This is a genomic window from Kutzneria sp. NPDC052558 (genome assembly GCF_044547355.1).
In the GTDB taxonomy this organism is placed as follows: domain Bacteria; phylum Actinomycetota; class Actinomycetes; order Mycobacteriales; family Pseudonocardiaceae; genus Kutzneria.
Genome location: NZ_JBIUAG010000008.1, coordinates 317,305 through 338,906, shown reverse-complemented (window position 1 = coordinate 338,906; position 21,602 = coordinate 317,305). Strand labels below are relative to the sequence as shown.

At 70.8% G+C, this 21,602-nt stretch carries 23 protein-coding genes; 12 read left to right on the top strand and 11 right to left on the bottom strand.

All coding sequences use genetic code 11. The features are described 5' to 3' along the window. Positions 1-3 precede the first annotated feature (3 nt). Genes ACIG5F_RS17675 through ACIG5F_RS17660 form a run of 4 tightly spaced genes read right to left on the bottom strand, consistent with a single transcriptional unit; the run spans position 4 to position 3,804 of the window. Complete coding sequence (locus ACIG5F_RS17675) at positions 4-840, bottom strand: ketose-bisphosphate aldolase (protein WP_396518757.1); 837 nt, start codon at positions 838-840, stop codon at positions 4-6. Further along, the gene (gene nagA, locus ACIG5F_RS17670) at positions 837-1,997 is read right to left on the bottom strand and encodes an N-acetylglucosamine-6-phosphate deacetylase (RefSeq protein ID WP_396518756.1); all 1,161 of its coding nucleotides are present in this window, start codon (positions 1,995-1,997) and stop codon (positions 837-839) included. The genes ACIG5F_RS17675 and nagA overlap by 4 nt, the downstream gene beginning before the upstream one ends. Continuing rightward, on the bottom strand, positions 1,981-2,901 hold the full coding sequence (locus ACIG5F_RS17665; RefSeq protein ID WP_396518755.1) for an ROK family protein: 921 nt from the start codon (positions 2,899-2,901) through the stop codon (positions 1,981-1,983). The genes nagA and ACIG5F_RS17665 overlap by 17 nt, the downstream gene beginning before the upstream one ends. A gap of 15 nt (positions 2,902-2,916) precedes the next feature. Next, on the bottom strand, positions 2,917-3,804 hold the full coding sequence (locus tag ACIG5F_RS17660; RefSeq protein ID WP_396518754.1) for an SIS domain-containing protein: 888 nt from the start codon (positions 3,802-3,804) through the stop codon (positions 2,917-2,919). Between the two features lie 76 nt (positions 3,805-3,880). Here ACIG5F_RS17660 and ACIG5F_RS17655 point away from each other — a divergent pair, with 76 nt between their 5' ends. Continuing rightward, the gene (locus tag ACIG5F_RS17655; RefSeq protein ID WP_396518753.1) at positions 3,881-4,645 is read left to right on the top strand and encodes a DeoR/GlpR family DNA-binding transcription regulator; all 765 of its coding nucleotides are present in this window, start codon (positions 3,881-3,883) and stop codon (positions 4,643-4,645) included. Here the strand turns inward: ACIG5F_RS17655 and ACIG5F_RS17650 are convergent. Beyond that, positions 4,642-5,199, bottom strand: a complete 558-nt coding sequence (locus tag ACIG5F_RS17650) for a SigE family RNA polymerase sigma factor (protein ID WP_396518752.1) — start codon at positions 5,197-5,199, stop codon at positions 4,642-4,644. The genes ACIG5F_RS17655 and ACIG5F_RS17650 overlap by 4 nt on opposite strands. 64 nt (positions 5,200-5,263) lie before the next feature. Between ACIG5F_RS17650 and ACIG5F_RS17645 the strand changes: the two genes are divergently transcribed. After that, the gene (locus ACIG5F_RS17645; RefSeq protein WP_396518751.1) at positions 5,264-5,545 is read left to right on the top strand and encodes a YciI family protein; all 282 of its coding nucleotides are present in this window, start codon (positions 5,264-5,266) and stop codon (positions 5,543-5,545) included. An 85-nt stretch (positions 5,546-5,630) separates the two neighbouring features. Here the strand turns inward: ACIG5F_RS17645 and ACIG5F_RS17640 are convergent, their stop codons facing one another. Then, positions 5,631-6,536: an SDR family oxidoreductase gene (locus tag ACIG5F_RS17640; protein WP_396518750.1), complete on the bottom strand. Its 906-nt coding sequence runs from the start codon at positions 6,534-6,536 to the stop codon at positions 5,631-5,633. Between the two features lie 513 nt (positions 6,537-7,049). Between ACIG5F_RS17640 and ACIG5F_RS17635 the strand changes: the two genes are divergently transcribed. The 3 genes from ACIG5F_RS17635 to fbaA all read left to right on the top strand — a co-directional run bounded on the left by ACIG5F_RS17635 (position 7,050) and on the right by fbaA (position 10,947). Then, positions 7,050-8,285, top strand: coding sequence for an MFS transporter (locus tag ACIG5F_RS17635; RefSeq protein WP_396518749.1), 1,236 nt, complete (start codon positions 7,050-7,052; stop codon positions 8,283-8,285). A gap of 203 nt (positions 8,286-8,488) precedes the next feature. Next, positions 8,489-9,784 carry a diguanylate cyclase gene (locus ACIG5F_RS17630; protein ID WP_396518748.1) on the top strand — a complete coding sequence of 432 codons (1,296 nt, stop codon included), beginning with the start codon at positions 8,489-8,491 and terminating at the stop codon, positions 9,782-9,784. Positions 9,785-9,915: 131 nt separating this feature from the next. After that, positions 9,916-10,947: a class II fructose-bisphosphate aldolase gene (fbaA, locus tag ACIG5F_RS17625; RefSeq protein WP_396518747.1), complete on the top strand. Its 1,032-nt coding sequence runs from the start codon at positions 9,916-9,918 to the stop codon at positions 10,945-10,947. Positions 10,948-11,441: 494 nt separating this feature from the next. On the opposite strand, the gene ACIG5F_RS17620 is transcribed toward fbaA, so the two are convergent. Beyond that, a complete protein-coding gene (locus ACIG5F_RS17620; RefSeq protein WP_396518746.1) occupies positions 11,442-12,584 on the bottom strand; it encodes a hypothetical protein in 1,143 nt (380 codons plus the stop codon). Between the two features lie 284 nt (positions 12,585-12,868). On the opposite strand from ACIG5F_RS17620, the gene ACIG5F_RS17615 reads away from it, so the two are divergent. Then, a complete protein-coding gene (locus ACIG5F_RS17615) occupies positions 12,869-13,285 on the top strand; it encodes a DUF3151 domain-containing protein (protein ID WP_396518745.1) in 417 nt (138 codons plus the stop codon). 6 nt (positions 13,286-13,291) lie between these two features. Then, positions 13,292-14,365, top strand: coding sequence for an aromatic acid exporter family protein (locus ACIG5F_RS17610; protein WP_396518744.1), 1,074 nt, complete (start codon positions 13,292-13,294; stop codon positions 14,363-14,365). Positions 14,366-14,431: 66 nt separating this feature from the next. Here ACIG5F_RS17610 and ACIG5F_RS17605 read toward each other — a convergent pair whose 3' ends face one another. Further along, positions 14,432-14,677 carry a hypothetical protein gene (locus tag ACIG5F_RS17605; RefSeq protein ID WP_396518743.1) on the bottom strand — a complete coding sequence of 82 codons (246 nt, stop codon included), beginning with the start codon at positions 14,675-14,677 and terminating at the stop codon, positions 14,432-14,434. Further along, complete coding sequence (locus tag ACIG5F_RS17600) at positions 14,674-15,357, bottom strand: hypothetical protein (protein ID WP_396518742.1); 684 nt, start codon at positions 15,355-15,357, stop codon at positions 14,674-14,676. Before ACIG5F_RS17600 ends, ACIG5F_RS17605 begins: the two co-directional genes overlap by 4 nt. A gap of 68 nt (positions 15,358-15,425) precedes the next feature. Here ACIG5F_RS17600 and ACIG5F_RS17595 point away from each other — a divergent pair, with 68 nt between their 5' ends. Beyond that, complete coding sequence (locus tag ACIG5F_RS17595; RefSeq protein ID WP_396518741.1) at positions 15,426-16,715, top strand: adenylosuccinate synthase; 1,290 nt, start codon at positions 15,426-15,428, stop codon at positions 16,713-16,715. Between the two features lie 19 nt (positions 16,716-16,734). Here ACIG5F_RS17595 and ACIG5F_RS17590 read toward each other — a convergent pair whose 3' ends face one another. Further along, positions 16,735-17,313 carry a Uma2 family endonuclease gene (locus ACIG5F_RS17590; RefSeq protein WP_396518740.1) on the bottom strand — a complete coding sequence of 193 codons (579 nt, stop codon included), beginning with the start codon at positions 17,311-17,313 and terminating at the stop codon, positions 16,735-16,737. A 55-nt stretch (positions 17,314-17,368) separates the two neighbouring features. Then, entirely contained in the window at positions 17,369-18,898 is a 1,530-nt protein-coding gene (locus tag ACIG5F_RS17585; RefSeq protein WP_396518739.1) for a Na+/H+ antiporter, read from the bottom strand. 93 nt (positions 18,899-18,991) lie between these two features. Between ACIG5F_RS17585 and ACIG5F_RS17580 the strand changes: the two genes are divergently transcribed. The 4 genes from ACIG5F_RS17580 (at position 18,992) to ACIG5F_RS17565 (ending at position 21,602) form a co-directional block, all read left to right on the top strand. Next, on the top strand, positions 18,992-19,066 hold the full coding sequence (locus ACIG5F_RS17580) for a putative leader peptide (protein WP_376776002.1): 75 nt from the start codon (positions 18,992-18,994) through the stop codon (positions 19,064-19,066). 64 nt (positions 19,067-19,130) lie between these two features. Then, the gene (locus ACIG5F_RS17575; protein ID WP_396518817.1) at positions 19,131-19,961 is read left to right on the top strand and encodes an ABC transporter permease; all 831 of its coding nucleotides are present in this window, start codon (positions 19,131-19,133) and stop codon (positions 19,959-19,961) included. Then, on the top strand, positions 19,943-20,647 hold the full coding sequence (locus ACIG5F_RS17570) for an ABC transporter ATP-binding protein (RefSeq protein ID WP_396518738.1): 705 nt from the start codon (positions 19,943-19,945) through the stop codon (positions 20,645-20,647). The genes ACIG5F_RS17575 and ACIG5F_RS17570 overlap by 19 nt, the downstream gene beginning before the upstream one ends. Further along, positions 20,634-21,602: an ABC transporter substrate-binding protein gene (locus ACIG5F_RS17565; RefSeq protein WP_396518737.1), complete on the top strand. Its 969-nt coding sequence runs from the start codon at positions 20,634-20,636 to the stop codon at positions 21,600-21,602. The genes ACIG5F_RS17570 and ACIG5F_RS17565 overlap by 14 nt, the downstream gene beginning before the upstream one ends.

Below are 21,602 nucleotides of genomic sequence, written 5' to 3'. Positions count from 1 at the left end.
ACGTTAGTTGCTTCTGAGCACGCCGAGCAGCCGGGTCACCTCGGCGGCCACCGCCGCCCGACCCGGCGCCAGGTACTTGCGGGTGTCCACGACCTGCGGATTCTCCGTCAGATAGGCCCGTACCGCGGTGGTGAAGGCGTTGTTCAGATGGGTGGCGATATTGATCTTCGTCATGCCGGCCTCGACCGCCCGGGTGAGGTCGGCGTCGGCCACGCCGGACGAGCCGTGCAGCACCAGCGGCACGCCCACCTTCTCCCGCAGCAGCCGGATCAGGTCGAAGTCCAGGGCCGCGTCCCGGGTCAGCATGGCGTGCGAGCTGCCCACGGCCACCGCCAGCGCGTCCACGCCGGTGGCCTCGACGAACTGCCGCGCCTCGTCCGGATCGGTCCGCGCGCCCGGCGCGTGCACGCCGTCCTTGCCGCCGACCTCGCCCAGCTCGGCCTCCACGTGCACGCCGGCCGCGTGGCAGCGGCGCACCACCTCGGCGGTGGCCCGCACGTTGTCGGCGTACTCCAGCTTCGAGGCGTCGAACATCACGCTGGTGAAGCCCAGGTCGACGGCCTCGGCCACCAGGTCGGCGCTCTCGGCGTGGTCGAGGTGCACGGCCACCCGGGTCGAGGACTGCCGGGCCACGGCCAGCGTGGCCAGGCCGATCGGGGCCAGCGAACCGTGATAGCGCACGGCGTTCTCGCTGATCTGCAACACCACCGGCGCGCCCGCCGCCTCCGCCCCGGCGACCAGCGCCTCGGCGTGCTCCAGCTGGATCACGTTGAACGCGCCGACGCCACGGCCCGCGGCGGCAGCGGCGTCGACGATCTCGCCGGTCGGTGTGAGCGTCACGAACGGTCCTCCCGAAAACCCCTGCGGTACACGTCCAGCACGCGCAGATCCTCGTCCAGCACGACAAAGTCCGCCGACAGGCCCACCGCGACCGCGCCGACCCGGTCGGCCAGCCCCAGCAGCCGCGCGGGCCGGCCGGCGGTGGCGGCGACCGCCTCGGCCATCGACAGCCCGCACTGCTGCACGAAGTTGCGGAACGCCTGGTCCATGGTCAGGGTGCTGCCGGCCAGCGACCCGCCGGCCAGCGTCGGCACGCCGTCCTGCACGGTCACCTCCAGCCCGCCCAGGTCGTACACGCCGTCGCCCATGCCGGCGGCGGCCATCGCGTCGGTGATGAGCACCGTCCGGGACGGGCCGGCGTGGTGCGCGGCCAGCCGGACGGCGGTCGGGTGCAGGTGCACCAGGTCGCAGATCAGCTCCACGGTCACGCGCTCGTCGTCCAGCAGCGCCCCGACCGGCCCCGGCTCGCGGTGGTGCAGCGGCCGCATGCCGTTGAACAGGTGCGTGGCCACCGAGGCGCCCGCGTCCACCGCCGGCACGACCTGGGCCTCAGCGGCGTCGGTGTGCCCGATCGCGACGATGACTCCGTTGTCCACCAACAACTTCGTCGCCTCCACCGCGCCTTCCAGCTCGGGGGCGATGGTCACCATCCGGATCGTGTCGCCGCCGGCCGCGAGCAGCGTGCGCACGGAGTCCAGGTCCGGCGGCCGCAGCACCCGGGGATCGTGCGCGCCGCAGCGGGCGGCCGACAGGTACGGGCCCTCCAGGTGGATGCCGGCGATATCGCCGTCCCGGACCAGCTCGGCCAGCTCGCTGATCTGCCGGGCCAGCTCCTTGATCGGCCGGGACACCAGGCTGGCCATCGTGGTGGTGGTGCCGTGCCGGCGGTGCGCGGCGATGGCCAGGCCCGGGTCGTGGCCGGTGAAGGCCCGGCCCCCGCCGCCGTGGCAGTGCACGTCGACAAAACCCGGCACCAGCCAGTGCCCGCCCAGGTCCACGGTCCCAGAGGAATTCGGCGCTGTGGGCCGCGGACCGGCGCCGACGGCGTCGATCCGGCCGCCGGTCACCGACACCCAGCCGGGATCGAGCACGCCGTCGGGCGTCAGCACCCGACCTCCGGCCAGCACCAGGTCCGCCACGTCACCCCTCCACGGCATCGATCGCCATCAGCGCGGCACCCAGACAGCCTGCCTCATCGCCGAGGGCCGCGAGCAGCAATTCGGGCTGCCGCTGGAACACGATCAGCTCGGTCAGGCGCTTGCGCAACGGCTCGATGAGCAGATCACCCGCCAGTGCCAACCCGCCGCCGAGCACCACGGCCTCCGGTCCGAGCAGCGTGGCCGCGATGAGGATGCCCTTGGCCAGGGCGTCGACGGCGTCGTGCCAGACGGCCACGGCGTCCGGATCGCCCTGCCGCACCAGGTCGGCGACCACGGCGGCCCGGTCCACCTGCTTGCCCGTACGGGCCGAGTACCGCCGCGCGATCGCCGCCGACGAGGCCACGGTCTCCACGCAGCCGCGTTGCCCGCAGCCGCACGGCTCGCCGTGGCCGACGTCCACGTGCCCCAGCTCGCCGCCGTGCACGTGGAGCCGGCCGCCGATCATCAGCGCGGCGGCGATGCCGGTGCCGATGGGCATGATCACCACGTCGGTCAGGCCCCTGGCCGCGCCCAGCCGGTGCTCGGCCAGGCCGCCGGCCCGCACGTCGTGGCCGAAGCTGACCGGCAGGCCGGTCCGCTCGGCCAGCAGCAGCCGGAACGGGAAGTCCCGCCAGCCCAGGTTGGCCGAGAACACGCCGATGCCCTCGTCCTCGTCGACCACGCCCGGCACCACCACGCCGACGGCGTCGATCGCGTGGTCGACGGCCCCGCTCAGCTCGGCCACCAACTCGACGATCGCATTCACCACCGCGTGCGCGGTGCCGGCGCCGTCCTCGCCGCGCGGGGTGGCGCGCCGCCTGCTGGTCACCACGGTCGCCTCGGTGGGCGTCCCGGTGACCAGGGCGGCCTTCATGTCCGTGCCGCCGACGTCGACGGCCACCACGTACCTAGTGCGAGCCACGAGCGGAGGTAAGCATCATTGGTCTACACCTCGCAAGACAACGGAGCGGGTCAGATGCCGCGGCTGGTCCGGGTCGAGGCCCTGGCCCAGCGCGATGGCCACGGCCAGTCGCTGCACGGTCACCAGCTCGGCCATCGGGTCCCGGTCGCCGCTGCGGAAGATGCCGCCGGTGGCCGCGATCTGCTCGGGCAGCCCCTCCGGCGCGGTCCCGAACATCCAGGCCACCCGGTTGGGACCGGTGATGCTGATCGGGCCGTGCCGGTACTCCATCGCCGGGTACGACTCGGTCCAGGCGCCGGCCGCCTCCCGCATCTTCAGGCCGGCCTCCAGGGCCAGCCCGTTGGTCCAGCCCCGGCCCAGGAAGGTGAACTGCTCGGCGGCGACCAGCTCCTCGGGCAGCGGCTCCACCACCGCCAGCTCGGCGTCGGCGATCGCGCGGCCCAAGTCCTCGCCCAGGTTGGCCCGCAGCAGCGCCAGCACCGAGGTGGCGAAGCGGGTCTGCACCACCGAGCGCTCGTCGGCGAAGTCCAGCACCACCAGCTGGTCGGCCTTGCCCACGATGGGCGTCTCGGGGTCGCCGATCAGGGCCAGCGTCGGGGTGCTGCCGTGCAGGCGGTCCAGCAGGTCCAGCACCTCGGTGGTGGTGCCGGAGCGGGTGATGGCCACGACCCGGTCGTAACGGCGGGAGAACGGGAACTCGGATGCGGCGAAGGCGTCGGTCTCGCCCTGCCCGGCGGCCTCCCGCAGCTGGGCGTAGGACTGGGCGACGAACCAGGACGTGCCGCAGCCGATCACCGCGACGCGCTCGCCGGCCGCTGGCAGACTGTCGGGCGCCAGTGCGGCGGCCCGCCGCCAGCAGTCCGGTTGCGAGATGATCTCCGTCTCGACGAAGTGTGCGCTCACGGTGCTCCCTCGACTGCTCATTACTGTCTGAAACCAAGCATACTGGCGCACAAATGCGCACTGAAAGGGTGAACGGGTGAATCGATACGAGCGGCTGACCGCCCTGCTGGAGCTGCTCGCCGAGCGGGGCCGGATCGAGGTCGAGGACATCGCCGAGGAGCTGGCGGTGTCGGCCGCGACCATCCGCCGCGACCTCGACCACCTGGCCGAGCAGCAGCTGCTGACCCGCACCCGCGGCGGCGCGGTGGCCCACGCCGTGTCCTACGACCTGCCGCTGCGCTACAAGACGGCCCGGCACGCCGACGCCAAGCTGCGCATCGCCCGGGCCGCCGCCACACTGGTGGACAAGGGGGCCGTGGTCGGGCTCAACGGCGGCACCACCGCCACCGAGGTGGCCAGGGCCCTGGTCGCGCGGGCCGACCTGGACCTGACCATTGTCACCAACGCCCTGAACATCGCCAACGAGCTGGCCGTCCGCCAGCAGATCAAGCTGGTCGTCACCGGCGGCGTGGTGCGGCCCCAGTCCTACGAGCTGATCGGCCCGCTGGCCCGGCTCATCCCCGAGGAGCTGACCCTGGACGTCACCTTCCTCGGCGTCGAGCAGGTCGACCCCCGGGCCGGCGCGTCGGCCCGCAACGAGGGCGAGGCCGCCATCAACCGGCTGCTGGCCGAGCGGTCCGGCCGGGTCGTGGTGGTCGCCGACTCGTCCAAGCTGGGCGGCTCCGCCTTCGTGCGGATCTGTCCGACCGAGCAGATCAGCGGCCTGATCACCGACACCGACGCCGACGAGGCCGTGGTGCGGGAGTTCCGCGACCACGGCGTCGACGTGCTCCAGGTCTAGTTGGCCATCGCCTTCTGAAGGGCGTCCAGCGCGCGGCTGGCGGTGGACTTCACCGTGCCCTTGGAGATGCCGGTGGCATCGGCGATCTCGGCCTCGGACAGGTCCCCGTAGTAGCGCAGCACCAGCACCTCTCGCTGCCGCGGCGGCAGCTTGGACAGGGCGTTGACCACGGCCTGGTGCTCGGCGGTCAGCATGGCCAGACTCTCCGCGGAGCGGGCGTTGGCGGTGTGCGGCGGGGTGTAGTCCCGGGCCGTCTTGCGGCGGCGCAGCACCGAGCGGCTGCCGTTGACCACGGCGGTGCGCAGGTAGCCCACGGCCGCCTGGGCGTCCCGCAGGCCGCCCCAGTTGCGGTGCAGGCCGGCGAAGGCCTCCTGCACCACGTCCTCGGCCGTGGCCGGCTCGTCGACCAGCAGGATCGCCAGCCGGACCAGCCGCATCCGGTGCTGGCGGTAGAGATCCTCCAGGGTCAGGGGCGCAACCGTGGACGGGGCCGGGCCGTCTACCGCACGCAGGTGGGAGAAGGTCCGCTCAACGCTGTCAGGCTGCACGTCCACGGCGGCGAGAATACCCAACCGGTGGATTAGTTTGACTGTCGAACACCCACAAAGGAGGTAGGCCGTGCCCAGGTTCGCCGTCGAGTACAGCTACATCGAGGACGTGCCCAGCCGACACGCCGTCCGCCCGGCGCACCGCGACTACCTGGGCAAGCTCGCCGCCGAGGGCAAGGTGCTGGCCGCGGGCGCGTGGGCCGCCGACGACGGCGCGCTGCTGCTGTTCGAGGCGGCCGACGAGACCGAAGTCAAGGCGCTCCTGGACAACGATCCGTACAAGGCGGCCAGTGTGATCTCGGCGACTCGAATCACCGAGTGGACCCCGGTCCTCGGCGCCTGGGTGAGCTGAGTTCTCGGCGCCGCCTTCGGCGTCGCGGCTCGGCCCCGGGCAGCCGGGGCCTTGCGCTCTCCTGCGTTGGCGGCCGAACTCGTGGCTACTTGGTGGCCCTCCGGCTCTCGAAGCCGGCGGCGCCGCCCGGGCCGACCGGCCGTGACGCCTCCGCGCCGCGGACCTTGACGTCGTCCATCGCGGCCTGGTCGGCGTCGCGCGCGGCGATGGTGGTGATGGGCAGCGACAGCTGGTTGACGATGCCGCGGATCAGCTTCAGGCCGCCGACCCAGCCCGGCACGTGGATCGCCGACGCCCGCCGGTTCATGCCCAGCACCACGGCCTTGCCCACGTCGGCGACCTGGTAGGTGCGGCCGAGCGGGCCGGGCAGCCGGCCGCGCATCTTGCCGAGCACCGGGTGCTGGTCGGCGCTGGTGACCATGTCGGTGGCGATCCACGAGAAGTAGGCGGTGCCGACGTCCACGCCGAGATGGCGGACCTCGGCCCGCAGGCTGTCGGCGAAGGCGTCCACACCGGCCTTGCTGGCGGCGTAGGCCGACATGCCGGGGGCGTGCGAGACGGCGGCCAGCGAGGACACCACCAGGCAGTAGCCGCGGCTTTCGATCAGGTGCGGCAGGCAGACCCGCACGGTCCGCCACACGCCGAGCAGGTTGATCTCGATGGTCCGCTCGAAGGCCGCCGGGTCGATGGACCGCACGAAGCCGCCGGCCGCGATGCCGGCGTTGGCCATCACCACGTCGACACGGCCGTAGCGGGCCTTCACGCCCGCCACCGCGGCCTCCAGGGCGGCCCAGTCGGTGACGTCGGCCTCCCAGGCCCCGGCCTGCGGCCCGCACTCCTCGGCGGTGGCCTCCAGCTGCTCCCGCTCCAGCCCGACCAGGGCGACGCTGGCCCCCAGCGCGGACAGCCGCCTGGCCGTCTCGGCCCCGATCCCTCGAGCCGCGCCGGTGATCAGCACAACCTTGCCGGCCAGCGTGTTCTTCGTGCCCACGGCGCCTCCTCGGGACGGGTTCCGGGCCACCGTAACGCAACCTACCGTCAGTAAGCTACTGGCGAGTTCACTGAGCGCGGGCCGTTGGGGCAGCGGCCGGCGCCCGAAAGTCGTCCCCAAGATCCGGAAAAGAGTGATGACACTGTGAACGGCATTCCCGCAGGCCGTTCGGCCGAACCGGCGCGGGGGCCATGGTCGGATGGTCCGATCTTCCCCGGCATTCGAACACAGTCCTGAAGCACCCCGCCCGGCCGGGCATGATCGGTCGGCGTGGGCCGACCGACCCGAACTCCCGGTCACACCTATGCGGATCGCCGCTGCGACCGTACGATCACGGAAAGTCAACTGTGAATGACGGGATCGATATCTGAACGAGCTGGGTTGCCGCGATATCGCTGGCTACGGTGAGAGAGGAAGAGCCTGCCAGGGGTGACGGGCTGCCGGACCAATCGAGAAGGAAACGAACTGTCTCCGCTACTGGGAGGGCGGGGTACGGGGGACGAGGGGCGCAAGTTGGAGGGGACCGGGCGCGCTGCCAGGTACCGGGATGTTTTCGCCAACGGCGAGTTCCGGGCCTTGTGGCTGGCCGAGCTCGTATCCAGTGCCGGCGACCAGGTGGCTCGGGTCGCCCTGTCGGTGCTGGTCTACGTGCGCACAGAGTCCGCGGCGCTGTCCGCGTTCACGTTCGCGTTGACCTTCCTGCCGGCCCTGCTGGGGCCGCTGCTGGCCGGTCTGGCCGACCGGTATCCGCGCCGCGAGGTCATGATTGTCTGCGATCTGTCCCGCGGCGCGGTGATGACGGTGATGGCGCTGCCGTTTGTCCCGCTATGGGCCATGTTTCCCCTGATTTTCGTTGCTCAACTGCTCAGTTCGCCGTCGAATGCGGCGCGTGGAGCGTTGTTGGCCGACGTTCTTACGGGAGACAAGCTCACCGTCGGGCAGGGCCTGCGGCAAATCGTCGGACAGATCGCCCAAGTCGGCGGCTTCGCCGTCGGCGGCTTTCTGGTGACCACGCTGAGTCCTTACGGATCACTCGGCGTGAATGCGGCGAGCTTCTTCGTGTCGGCGGCGGTGCTTTTTCTTGGTGTCCGTCACCGTCCGGCGGCGAATGGTGACGCTAAGTCCATATCGCTTCTGGAGTCGACCCGTCGCGGAGCGCGACTGGTCTTTGCCGACCGACAGCTGCGCACGCTTATCTGGATCATTTGGATGATCGGTCTGCCGGTGACCGCGGATGGTCTCGCGGTTCCCTACGCGTCGCACATTAGCTCGGATCCGACCGCCGGCAGCTGGTTGTTGGCGGCGTCTCCGGTCGGCGCCATCATCGGCGCGTTTCTGATCACCAAGCTCCAGCCGGCGATTCGGCTGCGGCTGATGGCGCCGCTGGCGGGGCTGTCCGGCCTGCCGCTGCTGGTGTGCGTGTGGCAGCCGAACCTGATCGTCTCGGCCGTGCTGTTCGCCCTGTCCGGGGCGGCGGCGGCCTACATGGTGGTGGCCCCCGCGACGTTCATCCAGCGGTCGCCGCAGGCCACCCGTGGCCAGGTCGTCGGGCTGATGACCTCGGGCTACATCGCTTCACAGGGGGTTTGTCTCGCGCTCGGCGGCGTGGTCGCCGACCGGTTGGGGCCCGGCGGGGCCCTGGGGGTGGCCGGTGCGGTCGCGCTGGTGCTGGGGGCGGTCCTGACCGTCGCCTGGCAGCGGGTGAGCCTCGCGGAGGTGAGCCATGGACCTGCTGAATCCGCAGCTTAGGCGGGCCGGAAGTAACCGACCCGCCTACGGGGCCGACTACTCCCAGCTGCTGCGTCTCTTGGATACGGTCATGGGTCAGGCCCCCTCCCAGATCAACTCGGGACAAACTTCCGTGCACAGTCTGCACTTGCAATGCGGCCCTTGCCAGGGTCAGCACAAGGGTAGATGCCTATTCGTGCTCGAGCGCGACAGAGGGGACGACAATGGCTGGCAAAACAGGTAGTAGGCAGATCATCGGTGAGAGTGGTTCGCTGCTGACCGTTCCGCTGCGCGCCATGTGTTACCAGCTGTTCGTCGTCGTTCTCGCGCTGGGCGCACTGGGGTGGTCGATGACCGCCGCCACGGTCACCGGAACCCACTGGCTGACGCTGGCGGTGCTCGTCGCCTGCGCGGTGGCGCACAACGAGTTGGCCCGCGGCATCGAGCAGGGCCGCCGCGAGGTGTCCGGCCCCGGCCACGTCGACCTGTGCTCCGTCTGGCTGTTCGCCGGCGCGCTGCTGCTGCCGCTGCCGCTGGTCGGACTGCTGCTGGTGCTGGTGTACGGGCACTACCAGTGGCGCAGCACGTTCATCGCCCTGCACCGCCGGGTCTTCTCCATCGCCGTCCTGGTGTTGTCCGCGCTGTCCGCGCACCAGGTGCTCAGCCTGGTCGGCGGCCCCGGCCACCTGTTCGGCCCCTCGGTGAGCACCACGGTCGGCGTGATCCTGCTGGCCCTGGCCGTCTACACCGGTGTCGACGTCGCCCTGATCGCCACCCGCGTGCACCTCTACGGCGCGCCCGGCGTGACCGTGCGCAAGGTCTTCGGCGACCCCAGCAAGCACATGCTGGAGATCTCCACCCTGTTCTACGGCTCGCTGCTGGCCTTCGCCGTCGGCTACAGCCCGATGCTGGTCGTGCTGGCCTTCCCGCCGGTGCTGATGCTGCACCGCTCGGTGCTGCTCAAGCAGGTCGAGGAGAAGTCGCGCAAGGACAGCAAGACCGGCCTGTTCAACAGCGAGGGCTGGCACCGCAACGCGACCCGTGAGCGTTCCCGCGCGCTGCGCGCCAAGGAGGGCTTCGGCGTGCTGATGGTCGACCTCGACCACTTCAAGAAGGTCAACGACACCTACGGCCACGTGGCCGGCGACGCGGTGCTCAAGGCGGTCGCCGACGCCATCTCGCACGAGGTCCGGGACTACGACTCGGTCGGCCGGTTCGGCGGCGAGGAGTTCGTGGTGCTGCTGCCGGGCATGGACGAGGACGACGGCTGTGGCGTGGCCGAGCGGATCCGCCACGCGGTGACGCAGCTGGTCGTGGAGGCGCCGGTCGAAGGCCGCACCACCCTGATCAGGAATCTGTCGGCGTCGATCGGCGTCTCGACCTTCCCCAGCGCCGGCGACGACATCGAGCCGCTGCTGCTGGCGGCCGACGCGGCGCTCTACGAGGCGAAGAACACCGGGCGAAATCGTGTGGTCGGCTGGACCGGCCTACGAAAGCCGGTGCTGGCGATGGCCGCCTGAACCTGGGCATGTCGCTCCGCCGGCGCTGACTGTATCGTTCCAGCGGGCGGGTGCGCTCGGCGGTTCGCCGCCGGCGGCCCCCTCGTAGGATGGTGCGCGAAAACGTCGAAATCCCCGAGGAGTGACCACCGATGCCTATCGCGACCCCTGAGGTCTACGCCGAGATGCTGGACCGGGCGAAGGCGAACGAGTTCGCATACCCGGCGATCAACGTGACCTCCTCGGAGACGTTGAACGCGGCGCTGCGCGGCTTCGCCGAGGCCGAGAGCGACGGCATCGTCCAGGTCTCCACCGGCGGCGCCGAGTTCCTGTCCGGCACCAAGGTCAAGGACATGGTCACCGGCGCGGCCGCGCTGGCCGAGTACGCCCACGTGGTGGCGGCCAAGTACCCGGTCAACATCGCGCTGCACACCGATCACTGCCCCAAGGACAAGCTGGACGGCTTCGTCCGCCCGCTGCTGGCGATCAGCCAGGAGCGCGTGGCCCGCGGCGAGAACCCGCTGTTCCAGTCGCACATGTGGGACGGCTCCGCGGTCCCGCTGGACGAGAACCTGACCATCGCCGCCGAACTGCTGGACCAGGCGGCCAAGGCCAACATCATTCTCGAGGTCGAGATCGGCGTGGTCGGCGGCGAGGAGGACGGCGTCGCCAACGAGATCAACGACAAGCTCTACACCTCCAACGAGGACTTCCTGAAGACGCTGGACGCGCTGGGCGCCGGGGAGAAGGGCCGCTACCTGCTGGCCGCCACCTTCGGCAACGTGCACGGCGTCTACAAGCCGGGCAACGTCAAGCTGCGCCCGTCGGTGCTCAAGGCCGGCCAGGACGTGGTGGCCGAGAAGCTGGGCAAGGCCGGCACCAAGCCGTTCGACCTGGTCTTCCACGGCGGCTCCGGCTCGCTGCCCGAGGAGATCCAGGAGGCGGTCAGCTACGGCGTGGTGAAGATGAACATCGACACCGACACCCAGTACGCCTTCACCCGGCCGATCGTCGACCACTTCTTCAAGAACTACGACGGCATCCTGAAGATCGACGGCGAGGTCGGCAACAAGAAGGTCTACGACCCGCGCAGCTACCTCAAGGCCGCCGAGGTCGGCATGGCCGCGCGCATCGCGCAGGCCGCCGAGCACCTCAAGTCCAGCGGTCGCATGATCGCCGGCTGAGTCCGCGGTCTCAGTCCTCGTCGAGCGCGTCCAGCAGCCGCTGGACGCGCTCGACGTCGTTTCGGCGGGATTCGGACGGGTCACGGCGCTCCGGCTGGCGTCCCGACGCCCCGAACGCCGGGACGCCAGCCGGGTGTGCGGCCCGGCCGGCGGTCCCGGTGCCCCCTGACACCGAGACCGCCCACCGGGTCCCGACCGGTCGTCCCCGTGCCCCGAACACGAAGACCGTCGGCCGGATGTCGCGATCGCCTGACTCCGTGCCCCGAACACGGAAGCAGCCGATCGGATGTCGCGGTCCGGCTGGCTGCCGCGATGCCCCGAACACCGGGGCAGCCAGCCGGATGCGCGCGGCGGACACCTCCCCAGGTCCCGCCGGGCGTCCACAGTGGAAGGTCGTTCCGCCGTGTTCCCCCTCGCACCACAGATCCTGTCGTGTCCGGCGGCCGCGGTGAATAGGTAATGGCCCCCATTTCCGGGCCGGGGGAAACCCTGGCTCAGGCCCTCAGGGACGGCGCCGGCTCGGCCTTGGCCGCGGTCAGCCGCGGGGCCAGGGCGGTGGCGGCGAGCCAGACCACGGCCAGCACGGCGGCGCTGACGGGGGCGGCCCAGTCGGCCCGGGGCGGGGCCGCCAACAGCACGGATTGCCCGTACAGCAAGGCATAGCTCACGGCGGTGACCGCGACGGCGCCGACCACCGGCCGCAGCCAGCGGGACAGCGGGAGCAGGAACATCAGGTCGACGGCCACGCCCGCGCCGAGCAGGAAGAACGGCACGGCCGACGGCGGGAAGGTCGTCGCGGTCAGCACCAGCCACAGCGCCGAGCGGAAGCCCACGTACAGGCCGGCCATGGCGGTCGCGGTCCAGCGCCGGCCCACGATCTGCCGGCCCAGCGCGAACAGCAGCACGCAGACCCCCAGTCCCCACACCGGATACACCCAGTCCGGCATGGGCAGCGAGAAGTGCACGATGCCGGCTCGGCCGACCGGCTGGTGGATCTGGTCCGAAGCGAACTGCAGCAGCTCCTGATTGGCGTAGGGGTGCCCCGGATTCGCGTCCCAGGACGCGATCTCCAGCACGCCGTACTCCTGCTGCTCGTTGGGGAACCAGAAGTCCTCGAACACCAGCGTCAGCAACACGATCAGGCCCGGCGCGAACCACCGTCCCCGGGCGGCGTTGCGGTGCCAGCCCAGGGCGACGCCGATCAGCATGCCGGCGGTGCCGATGAACAGCAGCGAGTGCGACGGGCTCCAGGTGGTGATGTCCAACCCGTTCACGGTGTGGTTGACCACGTCGATCGGGATGGCGACGAGGAACAGCCCGGTGCCCCACTGCATCCAGCGCAGCGTGGTCCTGTCCGCGCCGTAGCCGGTGTAGGTGTGGAACAGCACCAGCGCGACCGCGATGCCGGTGCCGACGGTGTTCAGGTCGTGCGGCGGCGCGAGGTTGTCGCGAATGGTCCAGAAGTGCCACGAGATGTCCCACGAGCCGCCGAGCAGCTTGAGCACCAGGGCGACGAACCACCAGCCGTACATGATCGAGACCAGTTCGGCCGGGGTCTGCCGGCCGGCCGCCCCGCGTGTCCAGTACAGCGACCACAGCTCGCGCACGCGTGCCACGGACCAGCCTTTGGTGCTCATGGCAGCGAGCATGGTCGCTCGTTCATCTCGATTCCACCGTTTCGACCGAACCGAGATCAGGCCCATACCACCCGATCGGGTGGGTGACGCGCATTGCTCCGACCGGGTGTGAGTGGGCAATGTCACCGGTCTAACCGAGTACGGGAGTGATCAGAAGTGAACAAGCGTGTCGTCGCTGGTGTTGTGGTCACCGCGCTGGTGCTGGTGGCCGGCGGGGCCATCGTCCGGCTCATGCTGAGCTGACCGCGTTTTTCGGGGGACCGCGGGTCGGGCACGATGAGGCCATGAGCCTGAACGACAACCTGCTCGGCCCCGGCCCCACCCTGCTGCCCGACCGTCCCGAGCTCCAGAAGCAGCTCGAGGACGGCGCCGACCCGGCGGCTGTCGCACGCACCGCCCCGGACTTCAGCGAGGCGTGGGCGGCGCTGGCCGAGCGTGCGCTGGCCGACGGCGACGCCATCGCCGCGTACGCCTACGCCCGCACCGGCTACCACCGCGGCCTGGACCAGCTGCGTCGCAACGGCTGGAAGGGCTTCGGCCCGGTGCCGTGGTCGCACCGGCCCAACCAGGGCTTCCTACGCGCGCTGGCCGCGCTGGCCAAGGCCGCCGGCGAGATCGGCGAGACCGAGGAGCTCGACCGCTGCCGCACCTTCCTAGCCGACAGCGACCCCCAGGCGCCGGCCGCGCTCGGCCTGGCCTGATCCGAGGTGTTGACGCGGCTGCGGGCGCAGCTGCGCCGCCGACTGCGGCGGTTGCAGCGGATGGCCCTGCCCATCGCCCAGGCCGGGATGGCGGCCGGCGGCGCGTGGCTGGTCTCCGCCGACCTCGTCGGCCACGCCCGGCCGTTCTTCGCGCCCACGGCCGCCGTCACCTGCATCGGGGTGGCCCTGGGCCAGAAGCTGCGCCGGGTCATCGAGCTGGTGGTCGGGGTCAGCGTCGGGGTCGGCGTCGGGGACCTGCTGATCTCCCGGATCGGCTCCGGCACCTGGCAGATCGTGCTGGTCGTGGCCCTGGCCATGGCCGCCGCCGTGCTGCTCGACGGCGGGGCGGTGATCGCCCTGCAATCCGGCACCTCGGCCGTGCTGGTGGCCACCCTGCTGCCGCCGTCGGCCGGCGGCGGCTTCGACCGGATGATCGACGCCCTGATCGGCGGCAGCATGGGCCTGATCGCCATCGCCCTGTTCCCGCCCAATCCGCTCACCCTGGCCCACCGGCACGGCCGGGTCGTGCTGGGCGAGCTGGCCGGCGTGCTGCGGGCCATCGCCGCCGCCGTGCCCGACCGGGACACCGTGGCCGCCGCGGCCGCGCTGAGCCGGGCCCGGGCCAGCCAGAAGGCCATCGACGAGTTCAAGACCGCCCTGGTCACCAGCGCCGAGGTCGCCACCATCGCCCCGCTGCGCTGGCGCAACCGGGCCGAGCTGGACCGCTACCGCAACGCCGCCGGGCCGATCGACCTCGCCGTGCGCAACACCCGGGTGCTGGCCCGACGGGCCCTGGCCGTGCTGCGGGACGACGAGGAGCCGCCGGGCAAGCTGCCCGACGTGCTGGAAAGCCTGGCCAACGCCGTCGACGTCTTCCGCGACGAGCTGGCCCGCGGCGTCGATCCCGTGCGCACCCGGGCCCTGCTGCGCACCGTCGCTGACGAGTCCGACCACCTGCTCACCGCCGACGACTTCTCGGTCCGGGTGATGGTGGCCCAGCTCCGCTCCATCGTCGTCGACCTGCTCGTGGCCACCGGCGTCAGCCGCTCCGACGCCCTCTCGGCCCTCCCCCCGCTCTAGAGAGAAGCTCGGAAGGCGGCTTTCCTCCACTCCGAGTGTAGGAATGCCGCCTTCCGAGCTCGGGGGTCAGCCCTCGGGGCGGTTGAGCACCCCCAGCAGGGCCTTGTGCACGGCCTCGTGGTCCTTGTCGTCCACCAGCTGGCAGTCCGACGCCGAGAGCCGGTACCACTCGTCCGCGCCCTCGTAGCGGACCTCCACGGTCACCGCGCCGTCGGCCAGCGTGGTGCGCAGCTCCAGGTCGCCGGTGATCACGCCGACGTCGTCGGTCATGACGCCGCCGGGTCCGGCCTTGAACAGGGACGTGAGCGTCACAGCAAACCCCTCGCCAGCCGCAGGTCGTCGGTGTTGCGGTACCAGGTCCACTTGGTCACCGGGCGCGGGTGCGGCACGCCGTCCAGCCGCACGATCGCCGGCACGCAGCCGATCTGGCAGGCCCGGCCGTGGGCGGCGGCGGTCCGCTTGACCAGCAGCGTGCGGCGCGTCACCTGGACGAGCAGGCCGGCGCCCCGATCCGGGTCCGGACTGACGGTAATCCGGCTGGCCTGGCCGCGCAGCACCACCGACTCGTCGCAGTAGGCCATGCCCCGCACCGGGCCGATCACGCCCCGGCCGACCAGCACGCCGCCGCTGTCGTCGCGCAGCAGCGGCACCGGGTCGGGTTGCCCTTCCAGGGCAACGTCGAGTGCCCGGGAGACGTCGAGTGGCAGATCCCACAGCGAGGCCACTGTCGAGTCCGCCTCGGTCGGCGCGAAGCCGACCGTCACCTCGCGCAGCCGCTCGGTACGCAGCAGCCGCAAGGCGACCGCGGCCAGGTCGGCGTCGCCGCCGACCACCACCAGCCGGCGGCCGTCCAGGCCCTTGACCAGGTGATCCACATCGTCCTTGCCGGGGCGGGAGGGCACGGCGACCAGCTCCACGTCGTCACGGTCGGCAAGAGCTGGTGACTGAGCGTGACCCGCGTTCTTTCCGCAGGCCAGCACTAGTGCACCCATCGCTTCCTCCTGGTCTACAGTCGTGCACCGGCATTCGGCCTTTAGTCGTCTAGCACGGGGAGTCTCACATGCCTGCCATCGTCCTGATCGGCGCCCAGTGGGGCGACGAAGGCAAGGGCAAGGCCACCGACCTGCTCGGTGACCGCATCCAGTGGGTCGTGCGGTACCAGGGCGGCAACAACGCCGGCCACACCGTGGTGCTCCCCGACGGGCAGAACTTCGCCCTGCACCTGATCCCGTCCGGCATCCTCACGCCCGGCGTGCACAACGTGATCGGCAACGGCGTCGTCGTCGACCCCGGTGTGCTGCTGGAGGAGCTGGCCGGGCTGGAGGCCCGCGACGTGGACACCAGCAAGCTGCTGATCTCCGCCGACGCGCACCTGATCATGCCGTACCACGTGGCCATCGATAAGGTCAGCGAGCGCTACCTGGGCAAGGCCAAGATCGGCACCACCGGCCGCGGCATCGGGCCGGCCTACCAGGACAAGGTCTCCCGCGTCGGCGTCCGCGTGCAGGACCTGCTGGACGAGAAGATCCTGCGGCAGAAGGTCGAGGCCGCGCTGGACTTCAAGAACCAGCTGCTGGTCAAGGTGTACAACCGCAAGGCCATCGACCCCGAGCAGGTCGTCGACGACGTGCTCAAGCACGCCGAGGGCTTCGAGCACCGCATCGCCGACACCCGGCTGCTGCTCAACCAGGCCCTGGACCGGGGCGAGAACGTGCTGCTGGAGGGCTCGCAGGGCACGCTGCTGGACGTCGACCACGGCACCTATCCGTTCGTCACCTCGTCCAACCCCACCTCCGGCGGCGCGTCGGCCGGCTCCGGCATCGGGCCCACCCGGATCACCACCGTCATCGGCATCCTCAAGGCCTACACCACCCGCGTCGGCTCCGGTCCGTTCCCCACCGAGCTCAACGACGAGATGGGCGAGCGCCTGCGCAAGACCGGCGGCGAGTTCGGCGTCACCACCGGCCGCTCCCGCCGCACCGGCTGGTTCGACGCCGTCATCGCCCGCTACGCCGCGCGGGTCAACGGCATCACCGACTACTTCCTCACCAAGCTCGACGTCCTGTCCGGGCACGAGACCGTGCCGGTCTGCGTCGCCTACGAAGTGGACGGTCAGCGGGTCGACGAGATGCCCATGACCCAGACCGACGTCCACCACGCCGTGCCCGTCTACGAGGAGCTGCCCGGCTGGTTCGAGGACATCAGCGCCTGCCGCACCTTCGAGGAGCTGCCGGCCAACGCCCGCGCCTACGTCGAGTACCTCGAGTCCATCGCCGGCGCGCGCATCTCCGCCATCGGCGTCGGCCCCGGCCGCGACCAGACCATCGTCCGCCACCAGTTCGTCAACTGACCGAGGACTCGCGGCTGGGTCAGAGCAACTGATCCAGCCGCAAGGCGACCGGGAACGGCACGTCGGTGCGGAACTCCCCGGTCACCGCTTCACGGTCCTGATAGCCGAACTCGCCCGCCAGGTGGCACTCCACCAGCGACACCGGGTCCGTGATGTCGAGGATCCAGTAGTGCTGGATGCCGGCGTCGGCGTACTCGAGGTGCTTGGTCTTGTAGTCGGTTCGCTTCGATCCCGGCGACACGATCTCGACGATCACCGCCACATCGGAGGCGCGGATGAGACCACCCTTCTCTCGGACCCGCCTACGGGCCTTTCGATCCACGATGATCAAGTCCGGACGCCGAACAGAACCTGGGCCGTCTGCGGGAGCGAATTCCAAGTCGACGTCCATGTCCGGGATCGGCTCAAGTTCGTCCGGCAGTTGCGGCTCCAGTCGGACAGCCAGCTTGTAGCCGGCGAAGTTGTGGTCGGGGACGGGCCTCGGGGACACGATCAGGCGGCCTTCTACTAGCTCGGTGTACCCGTTCTCGTCCTCGCCCAGTTCCCTGTACTCCGCGACGGTGTACAGGCGGCTGAGCCAGCCAGGAAGGACGGTCATCGATTGCTCCTTTTGTCCTAACCGCTGTCCCGCGGGCCATGGTTCCACGATCGTGCTACAAGCGCGATCGCCATGTGCCGGTGAGCATCGCTTCCTCCAGGTCGAGTTCACGCATCACCTTGCGCATGACCTCGTCGTCCAGCCGGCCGGCGGCGCGCTCGGCGACGAGGACTTCCCGTTGCTTGGCCAGCAATTCCCGGCGCACGCGGGTGATCGCGCCCTCCTGGGACGGGTCCTGATCGATGAGGCGGTCGCGCATCTGCATCATCTGGTGCATGCGCTGGCCGAACATCTTGCGCTGCTCCACGGGAATCTCGGCCGGCACGAGCTCGGACAGCATGGCCTTCGCGGCCTTGGCGGCGATCTGGCGCGCCCGCTGCTCCTGGGCGGAGTCCTCGGGTTTGGGCAGCTTGAGCGCCCGGATCAGCCACGGCAGGGAAATCCCTTGCAGCAGAAGGGTTCCGACGGTGACCACAAACGCGGCGAACTGGATGTAGGCCCAGCCGGGGGTGTCCTCGGGGATGCCGGCGGCGGCGGCCAACGTGACGACGCCGCGCATGCCGGTCCACGACAGGACGGCGCTGATCTTCCAGGACGGCCGGCGCCGGCGGCGGATCAGGCGCAGCAGGATGTTGCGGCCGAAGACGAACACGATCCGCACGAGGATGACCACGGCCAGCAGGGCCAGGGCCGTCGGCAGCAGGTCGAGGCCGGAGACTCCCTTGAGCACGAACGGAAGTTCCAGGCCGATCAGGCCGAAGACCAGGGACTCCAGCAGAACGTCCACAGTGGTCCAGACCGACTGCTCCTGCAACCGGGTGGCGTAGCCGGCCTTCGGGGAGTTGTGCCCGAGGTACAGGCCGGCGGCGACCACGGCCAGCACGCCGGAGCCGTACAGCTGCTCGGCGACCATGTAGGCGGCGAACGGAACCACCATGCCCAGCACCGATTCCAGCACGGTGTCGTCCAGGTGGGTCCGCGCGAAGTGGGCGAGAACGCCGATCACCAGACCGACGGCGATGCCCACCACCACGGCGATGACAAACGTGGACAGCTGCGAGAACAGGCCGGTGCTGGCCCCGGCGATGCCGGCCAGCGCCACCTTGTACAGGGTCAGCGCGGACGCGTCGTTGACCAGCGATTCCCCGGTGAGCACGGTCATCGGGCCGCGGGGCAGCCCGAGCTTGCGGCCGATGGCCACGGCGGCGACGGCGTCGGGCGGGGCGACCACGGCGCCGAGCAGCAGCGCCACTTCCCATGGCAGCTCGGGCGCCAGCAGGTGCGCCACGAGGCCGACGGCGAACGCGGTGATCACCACCAGCACCACGCCGAGCTGGATGATCGGGTCGGCGACGGCCTTGAAGCTCAGGTACGAGCTGTCCAGCGAGGCCGAGTACAGCAGCGGTGGCAGCACCACGCCCAGCAGGATGTGCGGATCCAGTTGAAAGCCGTCGGCCCCCGGCAGGAACGAGATCGCCAACCCCACCACGACCAGCAGCAGCGGGGCCGGCAGATCACGCCGCCGGGCGAACGCCGTGACGGCGATCGCGCCGACAACCAGGAGCAGCAACTGGGCTCCGTGCATGCGAAAACCTCCCTGACCGACAGACTCCCAGGATCCGGGACCCCGGCCGACCAGCGTTGACACACCGGCGACGGCTCGCCAAGACTCCCACGCATGGGTGAACGACTGGTCGCACGTATCCACGTGGACCTCCGGCGGCAGGCCAGCGCGGTCTGTCCGGTTCGCTGACTCCTCTCACCGACTGAGAAGCCTCACCTTCGCGCGCCCGCACCCCGTCGGAGGAATCGTGTCGATTCCCGTCCTGGCCGCCGATCGCACGAACGACACGTCGTCGTCGGCCGCCGCCGTCCCCCACCGCAGACCCCGCCGCCGTCCGCTGTCCGGACTGTGGCGCTGGGCCAGCCCGATCGGCCTGCTGCTGGCCTGGCAGCTGGCCAGCAGCACCGGCGTGCTGCCCGAGGACAAGCTGGCCTCGCCGGCCAAGGTGCTGGCCGCGGGCATCGATCTGGCCACCTCCGGCCAGCTGGGTGACGCATTCGTGGTGTCGCTGCGCCGGGTGCTGATCGGCGTCGCGATCGGCGCGGTGATCGCGCTGGTGCTGGGCATCACCGCCGGCCTGTCGCGCTGGGGCGCGGTGCTGGTCGACCCGCCGGTGCAGATGCTGCGCACACTGCCGTTCCTCGGCCTGATCCCGCTGTTCATCATCTGGTTCGGCATCGGCGAGGAGCCCAAGGTCGCCCTGGTCGCCCTGGGCTTCGCGTTTCCCTTGTACCTCAACGTGTACGCCGGCATCAGGGACACCGATCCGCAGCTGCTGGAGGCGACCGCGGTGCTCGGCTTCACCCGCTGGGAGCGGCTGGTGCACGTGGTGCTGCCGGCCGCGCTGCCGCAGGCGCTGGTGGGGCTGCGGCAGGGCCTCGGCGTGGCCTGGCTGTCGCTGATCGTCGGCGAGCAGATCAACGCCGACGCCGGGCTCGGCTACCTGATCAACAACGCCCGGGACTTCCTGCGCACCGACCAGGTCGTGGTCGGCCTGGTCGTGTACGCCGGGCTGGGCCTGGCCACCGACGCGCTGGTCCGCGCGCTGGAGAGGAGAGCGCTCAGATGGCGCACCACACGGTAACCGTGCGCGGCCTGGTCCGGCAGTTCGGGCCACGCCGCGTGCTCGACGATCTGGACCTTGTTGTCCGGCAAGGGGAATTCGTCGCATTGCTGGGCCGCAGCGGCTCCGGCAAGTCGACGCTGCTGCGGATCCTGGCCGGCCTCGACCGGGAGGCCGACGGCGAGATCTCGGTCGACGGCACCGTCTCCGTCGCCTTCCAACAGCCGCGGCTGCTGCCGTGGCGGCGGGTCTGGCGCAACGTCTCCCTTGGCCTGCACGGAGTCGACGGCCGCTCCGTCGCCGAGAAGGCGCTGGCCGAGGTGCAGCTCGGCGATCACGCCCAGGCATGGCCCCTGACGCTGTCCGGCGGCGAGGCGCAACGCGTCTCCCTGGCCCGGGCGCTGGTCCGCGAGCCCGACCTGTTGCTGCTCGACGAGCCGTTCGGCGCGCTGGACGCGCTGACCCGGCTGGCCATGCACCGCCTGGTCGACGACCTCTGGCAGCGACACCGTCCGGCGGTGCTGCTGGTCACCCACGACGTCGACGAGGCGCTGGAGCTGGCCGACCGAGTCCTCGTGCTGGACGAGGGCCGCATCGTCGCCGAGCACACGCCCCCGGCCGGCCGGCCCCGCCGGCACGCCGACCTGACCGAACTGCGGGCCCGCGTGCTCGCCGATCTGGGAGTTGTCACCGATGAAGCTGCGTAAGGCCCTGTTACCGCTGCTGGCCGTGTCGGCGCTGGCGCTGGCCGGCTGCGGCAGCGGCGCGTCGGCCGCGTCCAGCGGCCAGGTGGTGCTCAAGGTCGGCGACCAGAAGGGCGGCTCGCAGGCCCTGTTGCAGGCGGCCGGGCTGCTCGACGGCACCTCATACAAGATCGAGTGGTCCACCTTCACCTCCGGCCCGCCGCTGCTGGAGGCGGCCAACGCCAACGCCATCGACATCGGCGGGGTCGGCAACACGCCGCCGATCTTCTCGGCCGCGGCCAACGCCAAGATCGCCATCGTGCAGGCCGGGCAGAAGAACGGGCCCGGCGACGCCATCCTGGTGCCGGGCGACTCGCCGATCCAGAAGCCGGAGCAGCTCAAGGGCAAGACCATCGCGGTCGCCCAGGGCAGCTCGGCCCACGGCCAGCTGCTGACCGTGCTCAACAAGTACGGCATCGCGGTGTCCGATGTGAAGGTCAACTATCTCCAGCCCTCCGACGCCTACGCCGCCTTCACCCAGAACCGCGTGGACGCCTGGGCCATCTGGGATCCCTATACCTCCCAAGCCTTGTTGCAGGCCCACGCGCGGTCGATCGTCAACGGCACCAGCGGCACCGCCAACGGCTACTCCTTCCAGGTCGCCGGCAAGACCGCGCTGGCCGACCCGGCCAAGGCCGCCGCCATCAAGGACTACCTGGCCCGGCTGACCAAGGCCCAGCAGTGGTCCGACTCGCACAAGGACGCCTGGGCCGCGGCCTGGTCCAAGGTCACCGGGCTGGACCCGGCGGTGGCCAAGGCGGCCGTGGACAACGGGGCCACGCTGCCGATCCCGTTGGACGACAAGGTGATCGCCTCCGAGCAGCAGCTGGCCGACGCGTTCACCGCGGCCAAGGTCATTCCGGGCAAGGTGGCGTTCGCCGACTTCGTCGACAAGCAGTACGAGAGCACGGGGAGCTGA